Below are 18,932 nucleotides of genomic sequence, written 5' to 3' on the forward strand. Positions count from 1 at the left end.
TTCCTCACCGGTCGTCGTGGTCGCTGCCGCCGGAAGCGGCGTCTTCGAGTTCGCGCAGGATGTGCTCCTCGACCAGGTCGGCGAGGGCGGAGACGGTGCGCGCGGTCAGAATGTCCCGCGGGGTCAGATCGACGGCGAACGCCTCCTTGGCGCGGGAGGCGATCAGCAGACTGCGGACCGAGTCACCGCCCAGGGCGAAGAACTCGTCCTCCGCGCCGACCGGCGACACCTCCAGCACCTCCGACCAGATCTCCGCGATGACCTCCTCGGTGGGGGTGCGCGGGGCGATGTGGGCGGCCGGTGCGGCGGCGGTGGTGGCGGGGCCGGGCGCGGGCAGCGCCGCACGGTCGGTCTTGCCGTTCTCGGTGAGCGGCAGCCGGTCCAGCACGGCGAACGCCGACGGGACCATCGGGCCCGGGAGCGTCCGGCCCAGATGGGTGCGCAGCTCGGTGTCGGCCGGGGCGCCGGCCCCGGGCGCGAGGACCAGATGGGCCACCAGCCGGCGCACCCCGGGCTCGTCCTCCCGCACCGTCACCACGGCCTCCGCGACGGCGGGGTGGCCGCACAGCGCGGTCTCCACCTCACCGGCCTCGATGCGATGGCCGTGCAGCTTGAGCTGGTGGTCGCCGCGCCCCAGATGGTGCAGGCGGCCTTCGGCGTCGTAGCGGGCGAGGTCGCCGGTGCGGTACATCCGGGAGCCGGGCGGCCCGAACGGGTCGGCGACGAAGCGGGCGGCGGTCAGCCCGGCGCGGCCCAGATAGCCGCGGGCGAGCGACGGGCCGCTGACCCACAGCTCGCCGGCCACCCCCACCGGCACCGGGCGCAGCCGCGCGTCGAGCAGATGGACCCGGGTGTTGGGGATGGGCCGCCCGATCGGCGGCGGGGCGCCGTCGGGGGCGAGCGGCTCGGACCAGGTGGCCACCACGGTGGTCTCGGTCGGCCCGTACGCGTTGATCACGCGGTGGTGCGGCGCCCAGCGGGCGGCGAGTTCCGCGCCGCAGGCGTCCCCGCCCACGATCAGCGTGCGCAGATCGGGCAGCTCCAGCTCGGTGCCCGGGGGCAGCGTCGCGAGGGCGGCGGGCGGGATGAGGGTGTGGGTGATCCGCTGCCGCCGCAGGACGTCCGCGAGGTGGCCGCCCAGCAGCGGGCCGGGCTCGGGCACCACCAGCGTGGCCCCGGACGGCAGCGCCATGCACAGCTCCAGGACGGAGGCGTCGAACCCCGGTGAGGAGAACCCCAGCACCCGGTCGCTCGGCCGCACCTGGAAGTGCTCGGCCTCGGCGGCGGCTAACCCGGCGATGCCGCGGTGGGTGACGACCACGCCCTTGGGGGTCCCGGTGGACCCGGAGGTGTAGATCACATACGCGGGGTCGTCCGGGTGGGCGGCGGCGAGCCGGTCCTCGTCCGTGGGGCGGTGCGCCGGGCCGTCCGGCGCCTGGACCTCGGCGGCCCGCTCGATCACCAGATGCGGGGCGGAGTCCTTGAGCATCAGCTCGACGCGCTCGGCCGGGTAGTCGGGGTCGATGGGCAGATAGGCGCCCCCGGCCTTGGCCACCGCGAGCCGGGCGACGACGGACTCCACCGAGCGGGGCAGTACCAGCGCGACGATCCGGCCGGGGCCCACACCCCGCCCGATGAGGTGATGGGCCAGGCGGTTGGCCCAGCCGTCCAGCTCCGCGTAGGTCAGCCGGACGCCGGGGGAGTCCACCGCACTCGCATCGGGCCGGCGGTCCGCCGCCGTCTCGACGAGCTCGGCCCAGGTCGCCCGGGGCACCTGCCGGGCGGTGTCGTTCCAGTCCACCAGGAGGCGGTGGCGTTCGGCGGCCGGGAGGATGTCGATCCGGTCCAGCGGCAGCTCGTCGGGGGCCGTGGCCAGCGCGCCGAGGAGATGGGTGAGCCGGTCGGCCAGCGCCCCGGCGGTGGACTCCTCGAACAGCCGTGGGTCGTAGCCGAGTTCCACGGACAGTTCGGATCCGGGCGAGACCACCACGGTCAGCGCGTAGTTGGTGGACTCCAGGGCGTTCAGATCGCGCACCCGCAGTCCGTGCTCGGCCGCGGCCGAGCTGTTGATGGGGTAGTTCTCGAACACCACCAGGCTCTCGAAGAGGTCCACCCCGGCGGGCAGTTCGCTCCAGCCCCGCAGCTGGGCCGGCGGCACATGGCCGAAGCCGCGCGCGTCCGCCTGCTCGGCCTGGAGCTCGCGCAGCCAGGCGGCGGCACCGGCGGCGCCCGCCACCGCGCACCGCACCGGGAGGGTGTTGATGAAGATGCCGGTGATGTCGTCCGCGCCGGGCAGCTCCGCCGGCCGCCCGGAGACCGTCGTCCCGAAACAGACGTCCGACTCACCGCTCAAGCGAGATACGAGCAACGCCCAAGCGCCCTGCACGATCGTATTCAGCGTGAGCCGGTGCCGCCGTGCGAAGTCCTGGAGGGCGGCGGTGTCCCGCTCACCGAGCCGGTGCGACAGCCAGCGCGAGGACCGGGTGGCGAGCTCCGGCGTCGGCCTGCGGTCATAGGGGAGGGGAGTGGGAGAGGTGAATCCTTCCAGGGCCTGCCGCCAGTGCGCCTCGGCGCGCGTGCGGTCCTGACGGGCGAGCCAGGCCACATAGTCGGTGAACGGCCTGCGGGCCGGCAGCCTCGGCTGCTCGCCGGCGGCCAGGGCGGCATGGGCCGCGAAGACATCGCCCAGCACCTGGAAGACGCTCCAGCCGTCCAGCAGCACATGGTGGAAGGTCCACAGCACCCGCACCTCACCGGGCGAGAGCCGGGCCAGGGTGATGCGGAGCAGCGGGGCCGCGGTGAGATCGATCCCGCGGGCGCGGTCCCGGTCCAGCAGCCGCTCCAGCTCGGCCGTGCACTCGTCCTCCGTGAGGCCGCTCCAGTCGAGTTCCTCGACCGGTACGGCCGCGGTGCGGCGCACGATCATCAGCGGCTCGGGCACATCGTGCATCACCACCGCGCCGCGCAGCACCGGGGTGCGGTCCACGACATGCTGCCAGGCGGCGGCCAGCACTCCGGAGTCGCCGACCCCGTCCAGGACGAACGTCGCCTGTTCCACATAGAGCCCTTGGCCCCGCTGGGCCAGGGCATGGAAGACCAGCCCGGACTGGGTCGGGGTCAGCGGATGGATATCGGCCACGTCCCGGCCGTCGCCCACCAGCCGATCGACGGTCTCCTGGTCAAGCCCGGCCAGCGGGAAGTCCGACGGCGTCCGACCGCCCGCGTCCGGGCGGGTGCACAGTCGGACGATCGCCCGCAGCTCCTCGGCCATCTCCTCGGCGAGCCGGCGCACCGTTGCGCGTTGGTGCAGTGACCGGGAGTAGGACCAGCTGAGTTCGAGCCGCCGGTCCGCCACCCGGCCGATCACATCGAGCAGATGCGGCCGGGGCGCCTCCGGGCTCATATCGCCCTCCAGCCCACCGGCCAGAGCGTGCAGCAGACCACCCGCCGGGGGCTCCCAGTCCTGCTGCCCGAGGTAGTTGAAGCTGATCTTCGGGGCGGCGGGGAGGCCGGAGGCGGCCGCGCCGGACAGATGGCGCAGCGCGCCGTGGCCCAGGCCGTTCCCGGGGACCGCCCGCAGCCGCTCCTTGACGGCCTTCAGCGTCCGCTCCAGCCCTGAGGAGGCGGGGGCCTCCAGCACCACGGGGAACATGCTGGTGAACCAGCCGACCGTACGGGACAGATCGACCCCGTCGAAGATCTCCTCCCGGCCGTGGCCCTCCAGGGCCACCGCCACCGTGTCCCGGCCGGTCCAGCGGGCCAGCACCCGGCCCAGGGCGCACAGCAGCACGTCGTTGACCCGGGTCCGGTACGCGCCCGGCACCTCCTGCAGCAGCAGCCGGGTCTCCTCGGCGTCGAGCCGGACGGTCACCTCCTCCGCCGAGGCGGCGGTGTTGGGGCCCTCGCCGTCCGTGGGGAGGTCGGTGCCGCCGTGGGAGGCCGCCCAGTGGTCGCGCTCGGCGTCGAAGCCCCCGGCGGCGGTGTGCTCGGTCAGGCGCAGCGCCCAGGTGCGGAACGACGTGGTCTTGGAGCCCGGTTCGGGCGTACGGCCCGCCACGATCTGCCGGTAGGCGGCGTCCAGATCCTCCAGCACGATGCGCCAGGAGACGGCGTCCACCACCAAGTGGTGGGCCGTCAGCAGCAGTACGGGCCGTATCCCCTCGCCCCGGGTGAAGAGCACGGCGCGCAGCAGCGGCCCCCGGGCCAGGTCGAACCCGGCCCGGATCCGCCCCGCCGTCTCCCGCATCGCCGCGTCCCGCCGCTCCGGCGCCACGGCGGACAGATCGTGGACGTCCCAAGCCGGCTGCGCTTCCGGCGGGGCGTTGTGCTGACGCACGGCGCCGTCCTCGGTCCGCTCGAAGCGCAGCCGCAGGGCGTCATGGTGGGTCAGCACCGTGGACAGGGCGGTGCGCAGCGCGCTCTCGTCCACCGACGCGGTCAGCTCGGCCGAGACCGACTGGGTGAAGTGCCCTGCCGTGGCGCCGAGTTGGTCGAAGAGCCAGTGCTGGATCGGGGTCAGCGGCACCTCGCCGACCACCGGACCCCGCTCGGTCGCGGTCGTGGTCGCCGTGGCCTCCCGCGCGGCCGCCGCCAGGTCCGCCACGGTCTGGTGGACGAAGAGATGGCGCGGGGTCAGCTCGATACCGGCGCGCCGGGCGGCGGAGACGATCTGGATGCTGAGGATGGAATCGCCGCCGAGGGCGAAGTAGTTGTCCTCCACGCCGATCCGCTCCACGCCGAGCACCTCCGCCCAGATGGCGGCGAGGGTCTTCTCGGTCTCCGTACGCGGCTCCACATGGCCGGTGGCGCGGGCCGCCCAGACGGGCGCGGGCAGCGCACGCCGGTCCAGCTTGCCGCTCGGCCCCAGCGGCAGCCGGTCCAGGACGACCACGGCCGAGGGGACCATATGGTCCGGCAGACTCGTGGCGAGGAAGGCCCGGATCGCCGCGGTGTCCACCGGCGGGGAGCCCGGAACCCGCACCACATAACCGGCCAGCCGCTTGTGCCCGCCGGTGTCGACGACCGCCGCGGCCACCTCGGCGACACCGGGATGGCGCGCCAGCGCCGCCTCGACCTCGCCCAGTTCGATACGGAAACCGCGCACCTTGACCTGGTCGTCGGTTCTGCCCAGGTACTCCAGCTGCCCCCGCTCGTCCCAGCGGACCAGGTCGCCGGTGCGGTACATCCGGCCGCCCGCGGGGCCGTACGGATCGGCCGTGAACCGCTGCGCGGTCAGCCCCGGCCGGCCGAAGTACCCCCGGGCGAGGCCCGGCCCCGCCAGATAGAGCTCTCCCGGCACCCCGACCGGCACCGGCCGCAGCCGCGCGTCCAGCGCGTAGGCCCGGGTGGCGGCCACCGGGGCGCCGATGGGCGGGGTGCGGTCCGGATCGGCGGGGTCACAGGGCCAGGCGGTGGCGTAGACGGTGGCCTCGGTGGGCCCGTAGACGTTCGCCACCCGGCAGCCGGGGATGGCCGCCCGGACCTCCTTGACGGTACGGGCCGCGAGTCCCTCGCCCGCCAGCACCACGGTCCCCGCCGTCACCGAGACCGACCCCTTGCCGAGTACCTGCCCGAGCGCCGAGGGCACGGCGCTGATCAGGCTCGCCGTCCAGCCTTGCGTCCGCTCGGCCAGGGTGAGCAGATCGCGGACGATCTCGATGGCGCCACCGGCCAGCAGCGGGCAGAGGATCTCGAAGACCGACACATCGAAGTTGAGGGAGGTCGAGGCCACCACATGGGAGAGCCCCTGGGCGCCGAACTCCTCCCGCGCCCACGCGGCCAGCGCCGCCACGCTCTCATGGGTGACCACGACGCCCTTGGGCGTACCGGTGGATCCCGAGGTGTGGATGGCGTACGCCGGATGGCCGGGGAGCAGTGGGCCGCGCCGCTCGGCGTCGCCGACGTTCTGCGCGGGCAGTTCCGCCAGCCGACGGCGGAACTCCGCGTCGTCCAGCAGGATCCGGCCGCCGCCCGCCCCGGCGGGGATCCGGTCCGCCACCTTCCCGGTGGTCACCACCGTGTCCGGGGCGATGTCGCCGAGCATGAAGGCGATCCGCTCCGCCGGATACGCCGGGTCGACCGGGAGATAGGCCGCCCCGCTCTTGAGCACCGCCAGCACCGTCACCACCAGCTCCGGTGTGCGCGGCAGGGCCAGGGCCACAAAGTGTTCCGGCCCGGCGCCCGAGGCGATCAGCAGCCGGGCCAGCCGGTTGGCGCGCTCGTTCAGCTCCCGGTAGGTCAGCGGTCCGCCGTCGCCCATCACCGCCACCGCGTCCGGCGTACGGGCCGCCCGCGTCTCGAAGAGCGTGGGCAGCACCGCGTCCGGCGCGGCGGAGACCGGGCCGCTGAAGCGGTCGAGGATGCCGCGCGTCTCGGCCTCGCCGATCAGCGGGAGTTGGTCCAGCCGCCGCTCCGGATCGGTCGCCATCTCCACCAGCAGATTGCGCAGACAGCCGCCCAGCCGCTCGATCGTCGAGGCGTCGAACGCGCCGGGGTCGTAGTCCAGGCAGATCGACAGCCGTTCCTCGGGCGCCACCACCACGCTGAGTGCGTAGTTGGTGGGCTCCACATCCCGTTCCTGCCGGACGCCCAGGCCATGGGCGGCGATGGCCTCGCTGTCGAACGGGTAGTTCTCGAAGACCACGATGGAGTCGAAGAGGCTCACCCCGCCGGGCACCTCGCTCCAGCTCCCCAGCTGCGCCAGGGACACGAACTCGAAGAGCCGGGACTCCGACTGGGCCGACTGCAACTCCCGCAGCCAGTCCAGCAGTTTGCTCTCCCCGGCCACCCGGACCCGGGTGGGGATGGTGTTGATGAACACCCCGACCATGGACTCGACACCCGGCAGCGCGGCCGGTCGCCCCGAGACGGTGGTGCCGAAGCACAGGTCGTCGGCCCCGCTGTACCGCGACAGCAGCAGCGCCCAGGCGCCCTGCACCACCGTGTTCATGGTCAGTCCGCCCCGCTGCGCGGTCATCCGGAGCCGGGCGGACTCCTCGGCGCCCAGCGTGACCCGGTGCGAACCAGAGGAGGCGCTGCGGTGCGCCTCCGGCGCGGGCCGGTCCCGCGGCAGTTCGGTGGGCGAGGTGAACCCGGCCAGCGCCGTACGCCAGTACCGTTCGGCCTCCGCCGTGTCCTGCTCGCCGAGCCAGCCCAGGTACTCGCGGAACGGCCGGCGGGCGGGCACCACGGGCGCCCGTTCCGAGGTCAGAGCCGCGTACCGCTCGCAGACCTCGTCGAAGACCTGCGCCGCGCTCCAGCCGTCGAGCAGCACATGGTGGAAGGTCCAGACGATCCGCACCTCGTCGGCCGACAGCCGGATCAGCGCCAGCCGCGTCAGCGGCGCCGTGGCCAGGTCGATCCCCTCGGCCCGGTCCTCGGCGAGCAGCCGGTCCAGCTCGGCCTCGCGCCACTCCTCGGGCCGCCGCGTCCAGTCGTGGTGGACGATCCGGAGCACCGCCCGGTCCGTCACGACCTGGAGCGGCTCCGGGGTGTCCGCCCACACCAGATGGGTGCGCAGGATCGGATTGGCGTCCACCGTCTGCCGCCACGCGGTGGCCAGCGCCCGCGGGTCGCCCACCCCGGTCAGCGTCAGCTGGACCTGGTTGACATACGCGTCCGACGCCGGGTCCATCAGCCCGTGGAACAGCATCCCGGCCTGGGTCGGGGTCAGCGGATAGATGTCCTCCACCGCCCGGCCGTCGGCGGCGATCAGGTCCACCGCGGCCTGGTCGAGCCGGGCCAGCGGGAAGTCCGACGGGGTGCGGCCGCCCGCCCCGGGACCGGCGCAGTGGCCGATGATCTCCTCCAGCGCGCGGAGCATCCCCCGCGCCAGCCCGGCCACCGTCTCCTCGGTGTGCGTCCCCGAGCCGTAGTACCAGGTGATCTCCAGGCACCGGCGCTCCACCCGGCCCACGACGTCCAGCAGATGCGCCCGGACCGTGTCGGGCGCGGCGTCACCGCCCAGCCCGTCCCGTACGGTGCGGACGAGACCGGTGTCGTCATCCGCCGCCGACCAGTCGAACTGCCCGAGGTAGTTGAAGCTGATCCCGGGCTCGGCCGCGCCCTGGAGCCCGGAGCCGGGGGAGAGGTGGCGCAGCGCGCCGTAGCCGATGCCGTGTGCGGGCACCGCCCGCAGTTGCTCCTTGACGGACTTCAGCGTCTCGCCCCAGCCGCCGCCCGGGACGTCCAGGGCGACCGGATAGAGGCTGGTGAACCAGCCGACGGTGCGGGACAGGTCCACCCCGTCCAGCAGATGCTCCTCCCGGCCGTGGCCCTCCAGGTCCACGGCGATCCGGCGCCGCCCGGTCCAGTCGCCGAGCACCCGGCCCAGCGCCGCGAGCAGCACATCGTCCACGCGGGTGCGGTAGACCTCGGGGACCTGCCGCAGCAGCGCCTCGGTGCGCTCCCGGTCCAGCCGGACGGTGACCGACGCCATGGACGCCACCGTGTTGTCCCCTTCACCGTCCACGGGCAGCCCCGCGGCGCACTCCGCGGTCACCGCCCGCCAGTGGGGGAGTTCGGCGTCGAAACCACCGGCGGCGGTGTGCTCGGTGAGCCTTCGGGACCAGTCCCGTACGGACGTGGTGCGCGGGCCGAGGCCGGCCCGCCCGTCCGCTAAGCGCTCCGCTGGAAGTGCCCTGATATGCCGTCGATCGTCTGCGGCGCCGCCGTGGCTGGTCGCGCCCCGCGGCGGAGCCGCATACCGATACGGCCCCGCGCCCCTTCGGGGCGCCGCCGAACCGCAGCCGACTTCCGCCGATTCGCTTAGCAGCTGCTGGTACGCGGTGTTCAGATCCTCCAGCAGCACTCGCCAGGAGACACCGTCCACCACGAGGTGGTGGGCGGTCAGGAAGAGGGTCGGCCGCTGCCCCTCTCCGCGGTGGAACAGCCGCGCGGCCAGCAGCGGACCCCGCGCCAGGTCGAACCCGGCCTGCGCCTGCGCCATCGCCGCGTCCTCGGCGGCCCGGCACTGGTCCGCGTCGAGCCCCGACAGGTCGTGCTCCCGCAAGGGCGCAGGGGCCGTCAGGTCCGGCCGCGGGCAGTACTGCCCCGGGCCTCCGCCGGCGCCGGGCTCGAACCGCGTGCGCAGCGCGTCATGGTGGACCAGCAGCGCGTCGAGCGCCGCGCGCAGCGCGCGGAGGTCCGGTTCCCGCTGGAGCTCCACGACCACGGACTGGTTGAAGTGGCCGGGCCGGTCGGTCCGCAGACGGAAGAACCAGTGCTGGATCGGGGTGAGCGGCACCTCACCGGTCACCGGGCCGGTGTCGGCGGCGGGGGTGGCGGTGGGCGTGGTGACGGCGGCGAGCGAGGCGATGGTGGGGTGCCGGAAGAGCTCGCGGGGGGTGAAGGCCAGCCCCGCCTGCCGGGCGCGGGAGGCCACCTGGATGCTGAGGATCGAATCCCCGCCCAGATGGAAGAAGTTGTCCTCGGCGCCGATCCGCTCCCGGCCCAGCAGGGTGCCCCAGATCTCCGCGAGGGCCCGCTCGGTGTCGGTACGGGGCGCCACATACCCCGCCGTCCCGGCCGCCGCCGGGTCGGGCGCGGGCAGCCGGTGGCGGTCCACCTTGCCGTTGCGGGTGAGCGGCAGCGCGCCGAGGGCGACGAACGCCGAGGGCACCATGTAGTCGGGCAGCAGGCCGCCCAGGAAGGACCGCAGCTCCCCGGCGCCGGGCACCTCGGCCCCGCCCACCGGCACCGCGTAGCCGGTCAGCAGCGTGCGGTCGCCCACCCGGGAGAGCGCGACGACCGCCTCCGCCACGGCCTCGTGGCGGGTCAGCGCGGCCTCGATCTCGCCCGGCTCGATGCGGAAGCCCCGGACCTTCAGCTGGTCGTCGGCGCGGCCCACGAAGCGCAGTTCACCGTCGTCCGTCCAGGCCACGATGTCCCCGGTGCGGTACATCCGGGAGCCGGACGGCCCGAACGGATCGGCTGTGTACCGCTCGGCGGTGGCGCCGGGACGGCCGTGGTAGCCGCGCGCCACCCCGGCCCCCGCGATGTACAACTCCCCGGGTACGCCGGGCGGTTGGGGCTGGAGGGCACCGTCGAGGACGTACGTCCGGGTGTTGTCCAGCGGCCGTCCGATGGGCAGCGGGCGCGGCAGCTCCTCCCCGGCGCGGAAGGGGCGCCGGGTGGCGAAGGTCGTGGTCTCGGTGGGCCCGTAGCCGTCCGTCACCGTCAGATCGGGGCAGGCCGCGAGCACCCGGCGCACCGCGCCCGGGGGCACCGCCTCACCGCCGGTCCACACCTCCCGGGCGCCGCGCAGACACTCCGGCGCCTCCTGTGCCAGCAGCCGGAACAGCCCGGCGGTCAGCCACAGGCAGCTCACCCCGTACTCGGCGATCGCCCGGCGCACGGTGTCCGCGTCCACGTCCCCTGGAGGCGCCAGCACGGCCCGGCCGCCGCGCAGCAGCGGCACCCACAGCTCGTACGTCGAGGCGTCGAACGCCTGGGGCGAGTGCACCAGCACCCGGTCGTGGTCCGCGAAGGCGCGGTCCGCGACGAGGGCGGTCACATCGCGGTGGCGCACCGCGACCCCCTTGGGCCGCCCGGTGGAGCCCGAAGTGAACATCAGATACAGGGCGTTGTCGGGGGAGAGCGCCACGTTCGGCGGCTCCGACGGGCCGTCGCCGCCGCCGGACCCGGACCCGGACCCGGATTCGGATCCGGGCTCCACGAGCAGGGTCCGCGCGGCGTCCGAGGCGTCCGCCGCCGTGCGCTCCCACGCGCGGTCGGTCAGCAGCACCTCCGCGCCCGCCTCCGCCAGCACGCTCCGCAGCCGGTCCCCGGGGGCACGGGTGTCCAGCGGTACGTACACCCCGCCCGCCTTGACGACCGCCAGCAGCGCCACCACCAGCTCCACCGACCGGTCCATCAGGACGGCCACCGGGCGTTCCGGTCCGACGCCGTGTCCGATGAGCCGGTGGGCCAGCCGGTTGGCGCGGGTGTCCAGCTCCCGGTAGCTCACCGGGCCCGCCCCGCCGTCCAGGGCCACCGCCTCCGGCGCACACCGCACCCGCTCGGCGAACAGCGCGGCCACCGTGGACTCGGGCAGCGGGACCGCGGTGTCGTTCCACTCCCGGAGCACCTGGTGGCGCCGGGCGGCGGTGAGCATCGGAAGGTGTGCGGGCGCCCGGTCCGGGGTGTCGGCCATGGCCGTCAGCAGCACCGTCAGGTACTCCGCCATCCGCCGGGCGGTGGCCTTGTCGAACAGCGCCGGGTCGTAGCCGAGCCGCAGCGCCAGCTCCGCGCCGGGGTAGACCACCAGGGACAGCGGGTAGTTGGTGGTCTCGACGCCGTTCAGCTCGCGCAGGGCGAGGCCGTGCGCGGCGGCGAGGTCACCACCGGTCGGATAGTTCTCGAAGACCACGATGGAGTCGAAGAGGTTCACCCGCTCGGGCAGACCGGTCCAGGACCGCATCCGGGTGAGCGGCACGAAGTCGAACCGCCGGTCCTCGGTCTGTCCGGACTGCACCGCGCTCAGCCAGGACAGCAGGGTGGACCCGGCCGGCACCGTGAGGCGGGTCGGCACGGTGGTGATGAACAGCCCGTTCATCGTCTCCACGCCCGGCAGCTCCGGCGGCCGTCCGGACACCGTGGTCCCGAAGACCACGTCCTCGCGGCCGGACTGCCGGGCCAGCAGCAGCGCCCAGGCGCCCTGCACCACGGTGTTCAGGGTCAGCCCCTCGTCCCGGGCCAGGGCCTGGAGCCGCTCGGTGGTGGCGGCGGGCAGGGTCACGCGGAGATCCTCGGTGGACTCGGCGTGATGGGTCTCGGTGGGCTCCCGGTCGTACGGCAGCGGGGTGGGCTCGGTGAGATCGCCGAGCCGGGCCCGCCAGTGCTCCTCGGCCAGGGCCCCGTCGCGCTCCCGCAGCCAGGCCACATAGTCGCCGAACTGGCGGCGGCCGGGCAGCCCGGCGGCCATCGCCGCGCCGGACACCCCGTCACGCGCCCGTGCGTGGCAGTGGAAGACGTCGGAGAGCACCTGGAACAGGCTCCAGCCGTCCAGGATCAGATGGTGGAACGTCCACACCACCTGGACCTCGGTCTCCGAGAGCCGGGCCAGCGCCAGCCGCGTCAGCGGCGCGGCGGCCAGGTCCAGGCCGCGCTCCCGGTCCTCGGCGAGGAACCTCCGCAGCTCCGGCCGGCGCGCGTCCGGCCCGGACAGATGACGCCAGTCGAGCAGGACCACCGGGATCCGGACCCCGCGCTCCACCACCTGGACCGGCTCGGGGACCCCCTCCCACACCGCGCGGGCGCGTAACACCTGGGTGCGGTCGGCGACCTGCTGCCAGGCCGTGGCCAGCGCCGCCGGCTCCGGCACCCCGTCGAGGACGAAGGTGAGCTGCTGGAAGTAGGCCCGCCGGTCGCCCTGCGCCAGCGCGTGGAACAGCATGCCCGCCTGGGTGGGGGTGAGCGGGTAGATGTCCTCCACCGTGCCGCCGTTCCCGGCCAGCCGGTCCACGGCGGCCTGGTCGAGGGCGGCGAGCGGGAAGTCGGAGGGGGTGCGGCCGCCCGCGCCGGGCGCGCTGCCGTGCCGGGCGATCTCGCACAGCGCCTCGCGGAACTCCCCGGCGAGCCGGGCGACCGTCTCCTCCCGGTGCAGGTGAGCGGAGTAGAACCAGGTGAACTCCAGGTCGTCCCCCCAGACCCGGCCCACCACCTCCAGCGGATGCGGGCGCGGCGAGGTGGGGTCGGCGTCCAGGGCCAGCTCCCGGTGCAGACCGCGGAAGAGCCCGTCGCCGCCACCCGGTGCCTCGAACCGGCCGAGGTAATTGAAGCTGATCCCGGCCGTGGGACCGTCGGGAAGGCCCGCGCCGTCGAGCAGATGGCGCCGCACCCCGTAGCCAAGACCACGCCGCGGCACGGCCCGCATCTGCTCCTTGACGGACTTCAGGACCTTGCCCCAGCCGCCGTCCGGAAGGTCGAGCGCCACCGGGAAGCGGGTGGTGAACCAGCCGACCGTACGGGACAGATCCAGGTCCGCGAAGAGCTCCTCGCGGCCGTGGCCCTCCACGTCCACCGGCACCCGGGTGCGCCCGGTCCAGCGGTGCAGCACCCGGGTCAGCGCGCTCAGCAGCACGTCGTTGACCTGTGTGCGGTAGACCTCGGGGAGCGTCTGGAGGAGTGCGGCGGTCTCCTCCGGGCCGAGCCGGACGGTGACCGACCGGGCCGAGGCATAGGTGTTCGCCTCGCCAACCCCGTCCGTACCATGCAGATCCATCGGCAGCGACGGGTCGCAGACCCCGGCCAGACCGGTCCAGTACGCCTTCTCGTCGGCGAACCCGCCTTCCGCGGCATGGGTGTTGAGCCGCTGTGCCCAGCGGCGCAGCGCGGAGGACTTCGCGGGAAGCCCGGCCCCCTCGTCCCGGGCCGCCCGCCGGTAGGCACTGTCGAGATCCTCCAGGACGATGCGCCAGGACACCCCGTCCACCACCGCGTGATGGACGGTGAGATGGAGGACCGGGCGCGGTCCGGCGTCCCGGTCGAGCACCGCCCGCATCAGCGGCCCCCCGGTCAGGTCGAAGCGGCCCAGGTGCGCCGCGCCGGTGGTCCCGAGCGGTACGCGGACGGCCGCCGCGTCCTCGATCCGCTGGTACCAGCCGCCGTCCCGCCGGTGGAAACGGGAACGCAGGGCGTCATGGTGGTCCACCAGCGCGTCCAGGGCGTGCCGCAGCGCGTCCTCGTCCACGTCCTCGGGCAGCACCAGGGAGATGGTCTGGTTGAAGTGGCCGGCCCGCTCGGGGTCGGTGGTGAACAGCCAGTGCTGAATGGGGGTCAGCGGCAGCTCCCCGGTGGCCGCCCCGTCCCCCTCGGAGGTGGGCTCGGCCGGGGCCGGGGCCGTGGCGGTGTCCAGGTGCAGGGCCAGCGCGGCGATCGTCTGATGGCGGTAGACATCGCGCGAGGTGACGGCGAGCCCGGCCTGGCGTGCCTGGGAGACCAGTTGGATGCTGAGGATCGAATCGCCGCCGAGGGAGAAGAAGTTGTCCTCCATCCCCACGCGGTCCACCCGCAGGATCCGGGCCCAGACCGTCGCCAGGGCCCGCTCGGTGGCGGTACGGGGCGCCACATAGCCCGGTGCCGCGGCCTCGGCCCAGTCCGGCTCGGGGAGCCGGCCGCGGTCCAGCTTGCCGTTGGGGCTGAGCGGCATCCGCTCCAGGACGACGACCGAGGCGGGCACCATGTAGTCGGGCAGCGAGCGCCGCAGGAACCGCCGCAGCCCCGCCGGGTCGGGCTCGGCGCCCGCCGCGGCCACCACATAGGCGATCAGCCGCTGATGGCCGTCCGTCTCCCGGACGGCGGCCGCCGCCTCGGCGATGTCGGGATGGCGCAGCAGCGCCGTCTCCACCTCGCCCAGCTCGATGCGGAAGCCGCGGATCTTCACCTGGTCATCGGCTCTGCCGATGTACTCCAGCCGGCCCTCGCCGTTCCAGCGGACCAGGTCACCGGTGCGGTACATCCGGCTGCCGGGCGGCCCGAAGGGGTCGGCGAGAAAGCGGTGCGCGGTCAGCCCGGGACGCCGCAGATAGCCCCGGGCCAGGCCCTGCCCGCCCAGATACAGCTCACCGGTCACCCCGGGCGGCACCAGCCGGAGCGTCGGGTCCAGGACGTACGCGCGGGTGCCCGCGACCGGGCGGCCGATCGGCGGTGCCTGCGGCGGCGCCTGGCCGTCGCAGAACCAGCCGGTGGCGTACACCGTGGCCTCGGTCGGCCCGTAGAGATTGGCGATCCGGCAGGACGGCATGGCCTCCCGGATGTCCCGTACGGTCTGGGCGGGCAGCGGCTCGCCCGCCAGTACGACGGTCCGGGCCCAGTCCGCCGGGCGATCCTCGCCCAGCAGCCGGGAGAACACCGAGGGCACCCCGCTGAGCAGCCCCGTCGCCCGCGGCCGCCCCTCGGGGTCGGTGAGGGCGAGCAGATCACGCACCACCTCGACGCTGCCGCCGGCCAGCAGCGGGCAGAGGATCTCGAAGACCGACACATCGAAGTTGAGCGAGGTCGAGGCGACCACGTCGGTCAGCCGCTCCCGCCCCAGCTCCTCCTCGGCCCAGGCCGCGAGCCCCGCCACAGCGCGGTGGGTGACCACCACGCCCTTGGGCCGGCCGGTGGATCCGGAGGTGTAGATGACGTAGGCGGGATGGGCCGGGACCAGCGGCCGGAGCCGTTCGGCGTCGGTGATGTCGCCGTCCGCGAGCCCGTCCAGCCGGGCGCGTACCTCCGGGTCGTCCAGCAGCAGCGGTTCGGCGTCCGCGGGCAGGCAGCCGGCCGCCCCGGCGGTGGTGAGGACGGTCGAGGGCGCGGCGTCCTCCAGCATGAACGCGATGCGCTCGGTGGGGTATGCGGGGTCCACCGGCAGATATCCGGCGCCCGCCTTGAGCACCGCAAGCAGGACGACCACGAGCTCGGCCGAACGGGGCAGTGCGAGGGCCACCAGCCGTTCGGGACCGGCACCCCGGTCGATGAGCAGCCGCGCCAGCCGGTTGGCGCGCCGGTTCACCTCGTCGTAGGAGAGGCTGGTGTCCGCGCAGGTCACGGCGGTGGCCCTGGGCCGCCGCGCCACCTGGACGGCGAAGAGATCGGGCAGGGTGGCCTCGACCGCGGGCCGCTCGGGCCCGTTCCAGGCGTCGAGCATCGCATGCCACTCGGCGTCGGCCAGCATCCGCAGCTCGATCAGGGTGGCACCGGGGTCGGCCACCATGGCGGTCAGCAGCCGGTGCAGATGCCCGGCCATCCGCTCGATCGTGGCCGCGTCGAACAGATCGGAGTTGAACTCCACGGTCAGCCCCAGCGAGCCGTCGTCGCGGGGCAGGAACTCCAGCACCAGATCGAATCGCGCGGCCGGGCGCGGCAGGGAGTGCTCGGTGATCCGCACACCCCCCGCCTCCTGGCCGGGCACCATGGCGCTCTGCTGCACGACCAGCGCCTGCACCAGCGGATTGCGGCTGGGGTCGCGGCGCGGGGCCAGCTCCTCGACGACGCGCTCGAACGGCAGGCGGTCATGGCTGAAGGCGTCCAGCACCGTCTCGCGCATCGCGTCCAGGAACCGCTCGACCGTGCAGTCCCCGTCCACATCGGCGCGCAGCACGAGGGTGTTGACGAAGAATCCGGCGACCGACTCCAGCTCCTTGCGGTGGCGCCCGGCGGTGACGGTGCCGAAGGCGATGTCCCGCTGGCCCGAGTAGCGGGAGAACAGCACCGCGACGGCGGCCGCGAGCAGGGTGAACTGCGTGGTGTCCCGCTCCCTGCCGAGCCGGGCCAGCCCCGCCACCAGCTCGGCGGGCAGCTCACGGCGGTGCACCGCCCCCGCCGTGGTGCGCACCGGCGGGCGCGGTCGGTCGGTGGGCAGCTCCAGCGTCTGCATTCCGGCCAGCCGGCCCCGCCAGTACTCCAGATCGGCGTCCGCGCCGGCGGTGGCGGGACGGCTCCGCTCCCACACCGCGAAGTCCGGGTATTGGAGGGCGGGTTGGGGGAGCGCGGCATCGGTGCCGGACACCTCGGCGGCGTAGAGCGCGGCCAGTTCGCGCACCAGCAGCCCGACCGACCAGCCGTCGGTGACGATGTGGTGCTGCGCCAGCAGCAGGATGTGTTCCTCGTCGGCGAGCCGGATCAGCAGCGCCCTGGTCAGCGGGGACTGTCTCAGGTCGTAGGGGCGGTTCAGCTCGGCGGTCAGCGTGGCGTCGAGCTCCTCGGCGCGCCGCCGCGCCGGATGCCCGCCGAGGTCGAGCCGCTCGAGCGGTACGGTCCCGTGCGCGGCCACCTGCTGCACCCCGTGCCCGTCCACGGTGGCGAAGGTGGTGCGCAGGGCGTCATGGCGGGCGGCGAGCCGGTCCAGCGCCCGGCGCAGCGCGGCCGCGTCCAGCGGGCCGTCGAGCCGCAGCCCGGCGCCGGTGTTGTACTCGGTTCCACCGGAGGTCAGATCGTCCAGGAACCACAGCCGCCGCTGGGCGGAGGACAGCGGCAGCGGACGGTCGCGCGGCGCGGGCGGGATCGGCGCCTCGCGCGCCTCGGCGGCCGTGGCGGGCAGTCTGCCGGCCAGCCGCGCCACCGTCCTGGCGTCGAGCAGATCGCGCAGTGAGAGCTCAACGCCCAGCTCGGCCCGGATCCGGGCCAGCAGCCGCACACCGAGGATGGAGTCGCCGCCCAGACCCAGGAAGTCGTCCTCCACGCCGACGGTGTCCACCGGCAGCACCTCGGACCAGATGCGGGCCAGGGTCTCCTCGGCGGGGGTGCGCGGGGCGATGTGGCGCGAGTCGCCGTCGGGCGCGGAGCGCGGGGCGGGCAGCGCCTGCCGGTCGATCTTGCGGTGCGGGGTGAGGGGGAACGCGTCCAGTACGACGTAGGCGGACGGCACCATATGCGCCGGCAGCACCCGGGCCACCGCGGCGCGCACCTCCGCGGCCTTCGGCGGGGTCCCGCCGCCGGGCGGCACCACATAGGCGACCAGCCGCTTCTGACCGGGCTCGTCCTCCCTCACCGTGACCACGGCGGACCCCACCTGGGGATGGCGGGCCAACGCGGCCTCCACCTCGCCCAGTTCGATACGGAAGCCGCGTATCTTGACCTGGTGGTCGGCCCGGCCGAGGAATTCCAGTTCGCCGTCGGCGTTCCAGCGGACCAGGTCACCGGTGCGGTACAGCCGTGAGCCGGGCGGGCCGAACGGGCAGGCGGTGAACCGCTCGGCGGTCAGCCCCGGCCGGTCGAGATAGCCGCGGGCCAGGCCCGCGCCGCCGATGCACAGCTCTCCCGTGACCCCGACCGGCACCTGCCGCGCCGCCTCGTCCAGCACGAACACCCGGGTGTTGGGCAGCGGACGGCCGATCGGCGGGGCGCCGGAGCCCGCCGCCAGGGCGTCCGTCCAGCTGGCCACGACCGTGGCCTCCGTCGGGCCGTAGGAGTTCACCATCCGCCGTCCCGGTGCCCACAGGTCCACCAGGTCGGCGGGGCACGCCTCCGCGCCCACGATCAGGGTGCGGAAGTCGGGCAGCCCGTCGTGGAGCTCCTCCGGGGGCACGGTGGCGAGCGCCGCAGGGGGGATCAGGGCATGGGTCACCCGCTTCTCCCGCAGGACCGACGCCAGTTCGGCGCCCAGCAGCGGCCCCTCCGGGGGCACCACCAGCGCCGCCCCGGCGAGCAGGGAGGAGCACAGCTCCAGGACGGAGGCGTCGAAGCTGGGCGAGGAGAACTGCAGCACCCGGTCGCCGGGCCGGACCCGGTAGTGGGCGGCCGTCGCGGCCGAGAAGTTGCCCAGACCGGCGTGCGGCACCAGCACACCCTTGGGCACGCCGGTGGAGCCGGAGGTGTAGATGACATACGCGGGATGCTCGGGGCACAGCGGGCCGAGCAGCTCCCCCCGGCCGGGCGCGTGATCCGGGCCCGCCCCGGCCCCCACCTCCCGGATCCACGCCGGGTCGTCCAGCACGGTCACCGGCCGGGCGTCGGCCAGCATCATGGCCCGGCGCTCCTCGGGGTGCGCGGGGTCGATCGGGAGGTACGCGCCACCGGCCTTCGCCACCGCCAGCTCGGCCACCACCAGCTCCGCCGAGCGGGGCAGCACCAGCGCCACCACGCGCTCCGGACCCACGCCCCGCCCGATGAGATGGTGGGCCAGCCGGTTCGCCCAGCGCTCGACCTCCCCGAAGGACCACTCGCGTCCGTCCGCCACCAGGGCCGGCGCCTCGGGGGTGCGTTCCGCCCGGACGGCGAAGAGCTCGCCGAGCGGCGCGCGGGAGACGGCCCGGTCCGTGGCGTTCCACGCCTCCGGAGGGAGGTCCGGGACGGGTTGGGGTGCGGACACCGATGAGGTCTCGTAGTGGTCCGTCATGGTGGGTTGTGGCCCTTCAGAGCGGTTGAACGGGCGGATACGGGGGGCGGCTCGGGCCGGCCGGCGCCGAGCCGGTGCGCCCGCGCCCGGCCGGGGGAGACGTGGGGAGATT

At 74.5% G+C, this 18,932-nt stretch carries 1 protein-coding gene; it reads right to left on the reverse strand.

The genetic code is table 11. From position 1 onward, the window contains the following. Positions 1-4: 4 nt before the first annotated feature. Positions 5-18,820: a non-ribosomal peptide synthetase gene (locus J2Z30_RS25225; RefSeq protein ID WP_044580023.1), complete on the reverse strand. Its 18,816-nt coding sequence runs from the start codon at positions 18,818-18,820 to the stop codon at positions 5-7. Positions 18,821-18,932: the final 112 nt, after the last annotated feature.

The sequence above is a fragment of the Streptomyces iranensis genome (genome assembly GCF_017874715.1).
Taxonomy (GTDB): Bacteria; Actinomycetota; Actinomycetes; order Streptomycetales; family Streptomycetaceae; genus Streptomyces; species Streptomyces iranensis.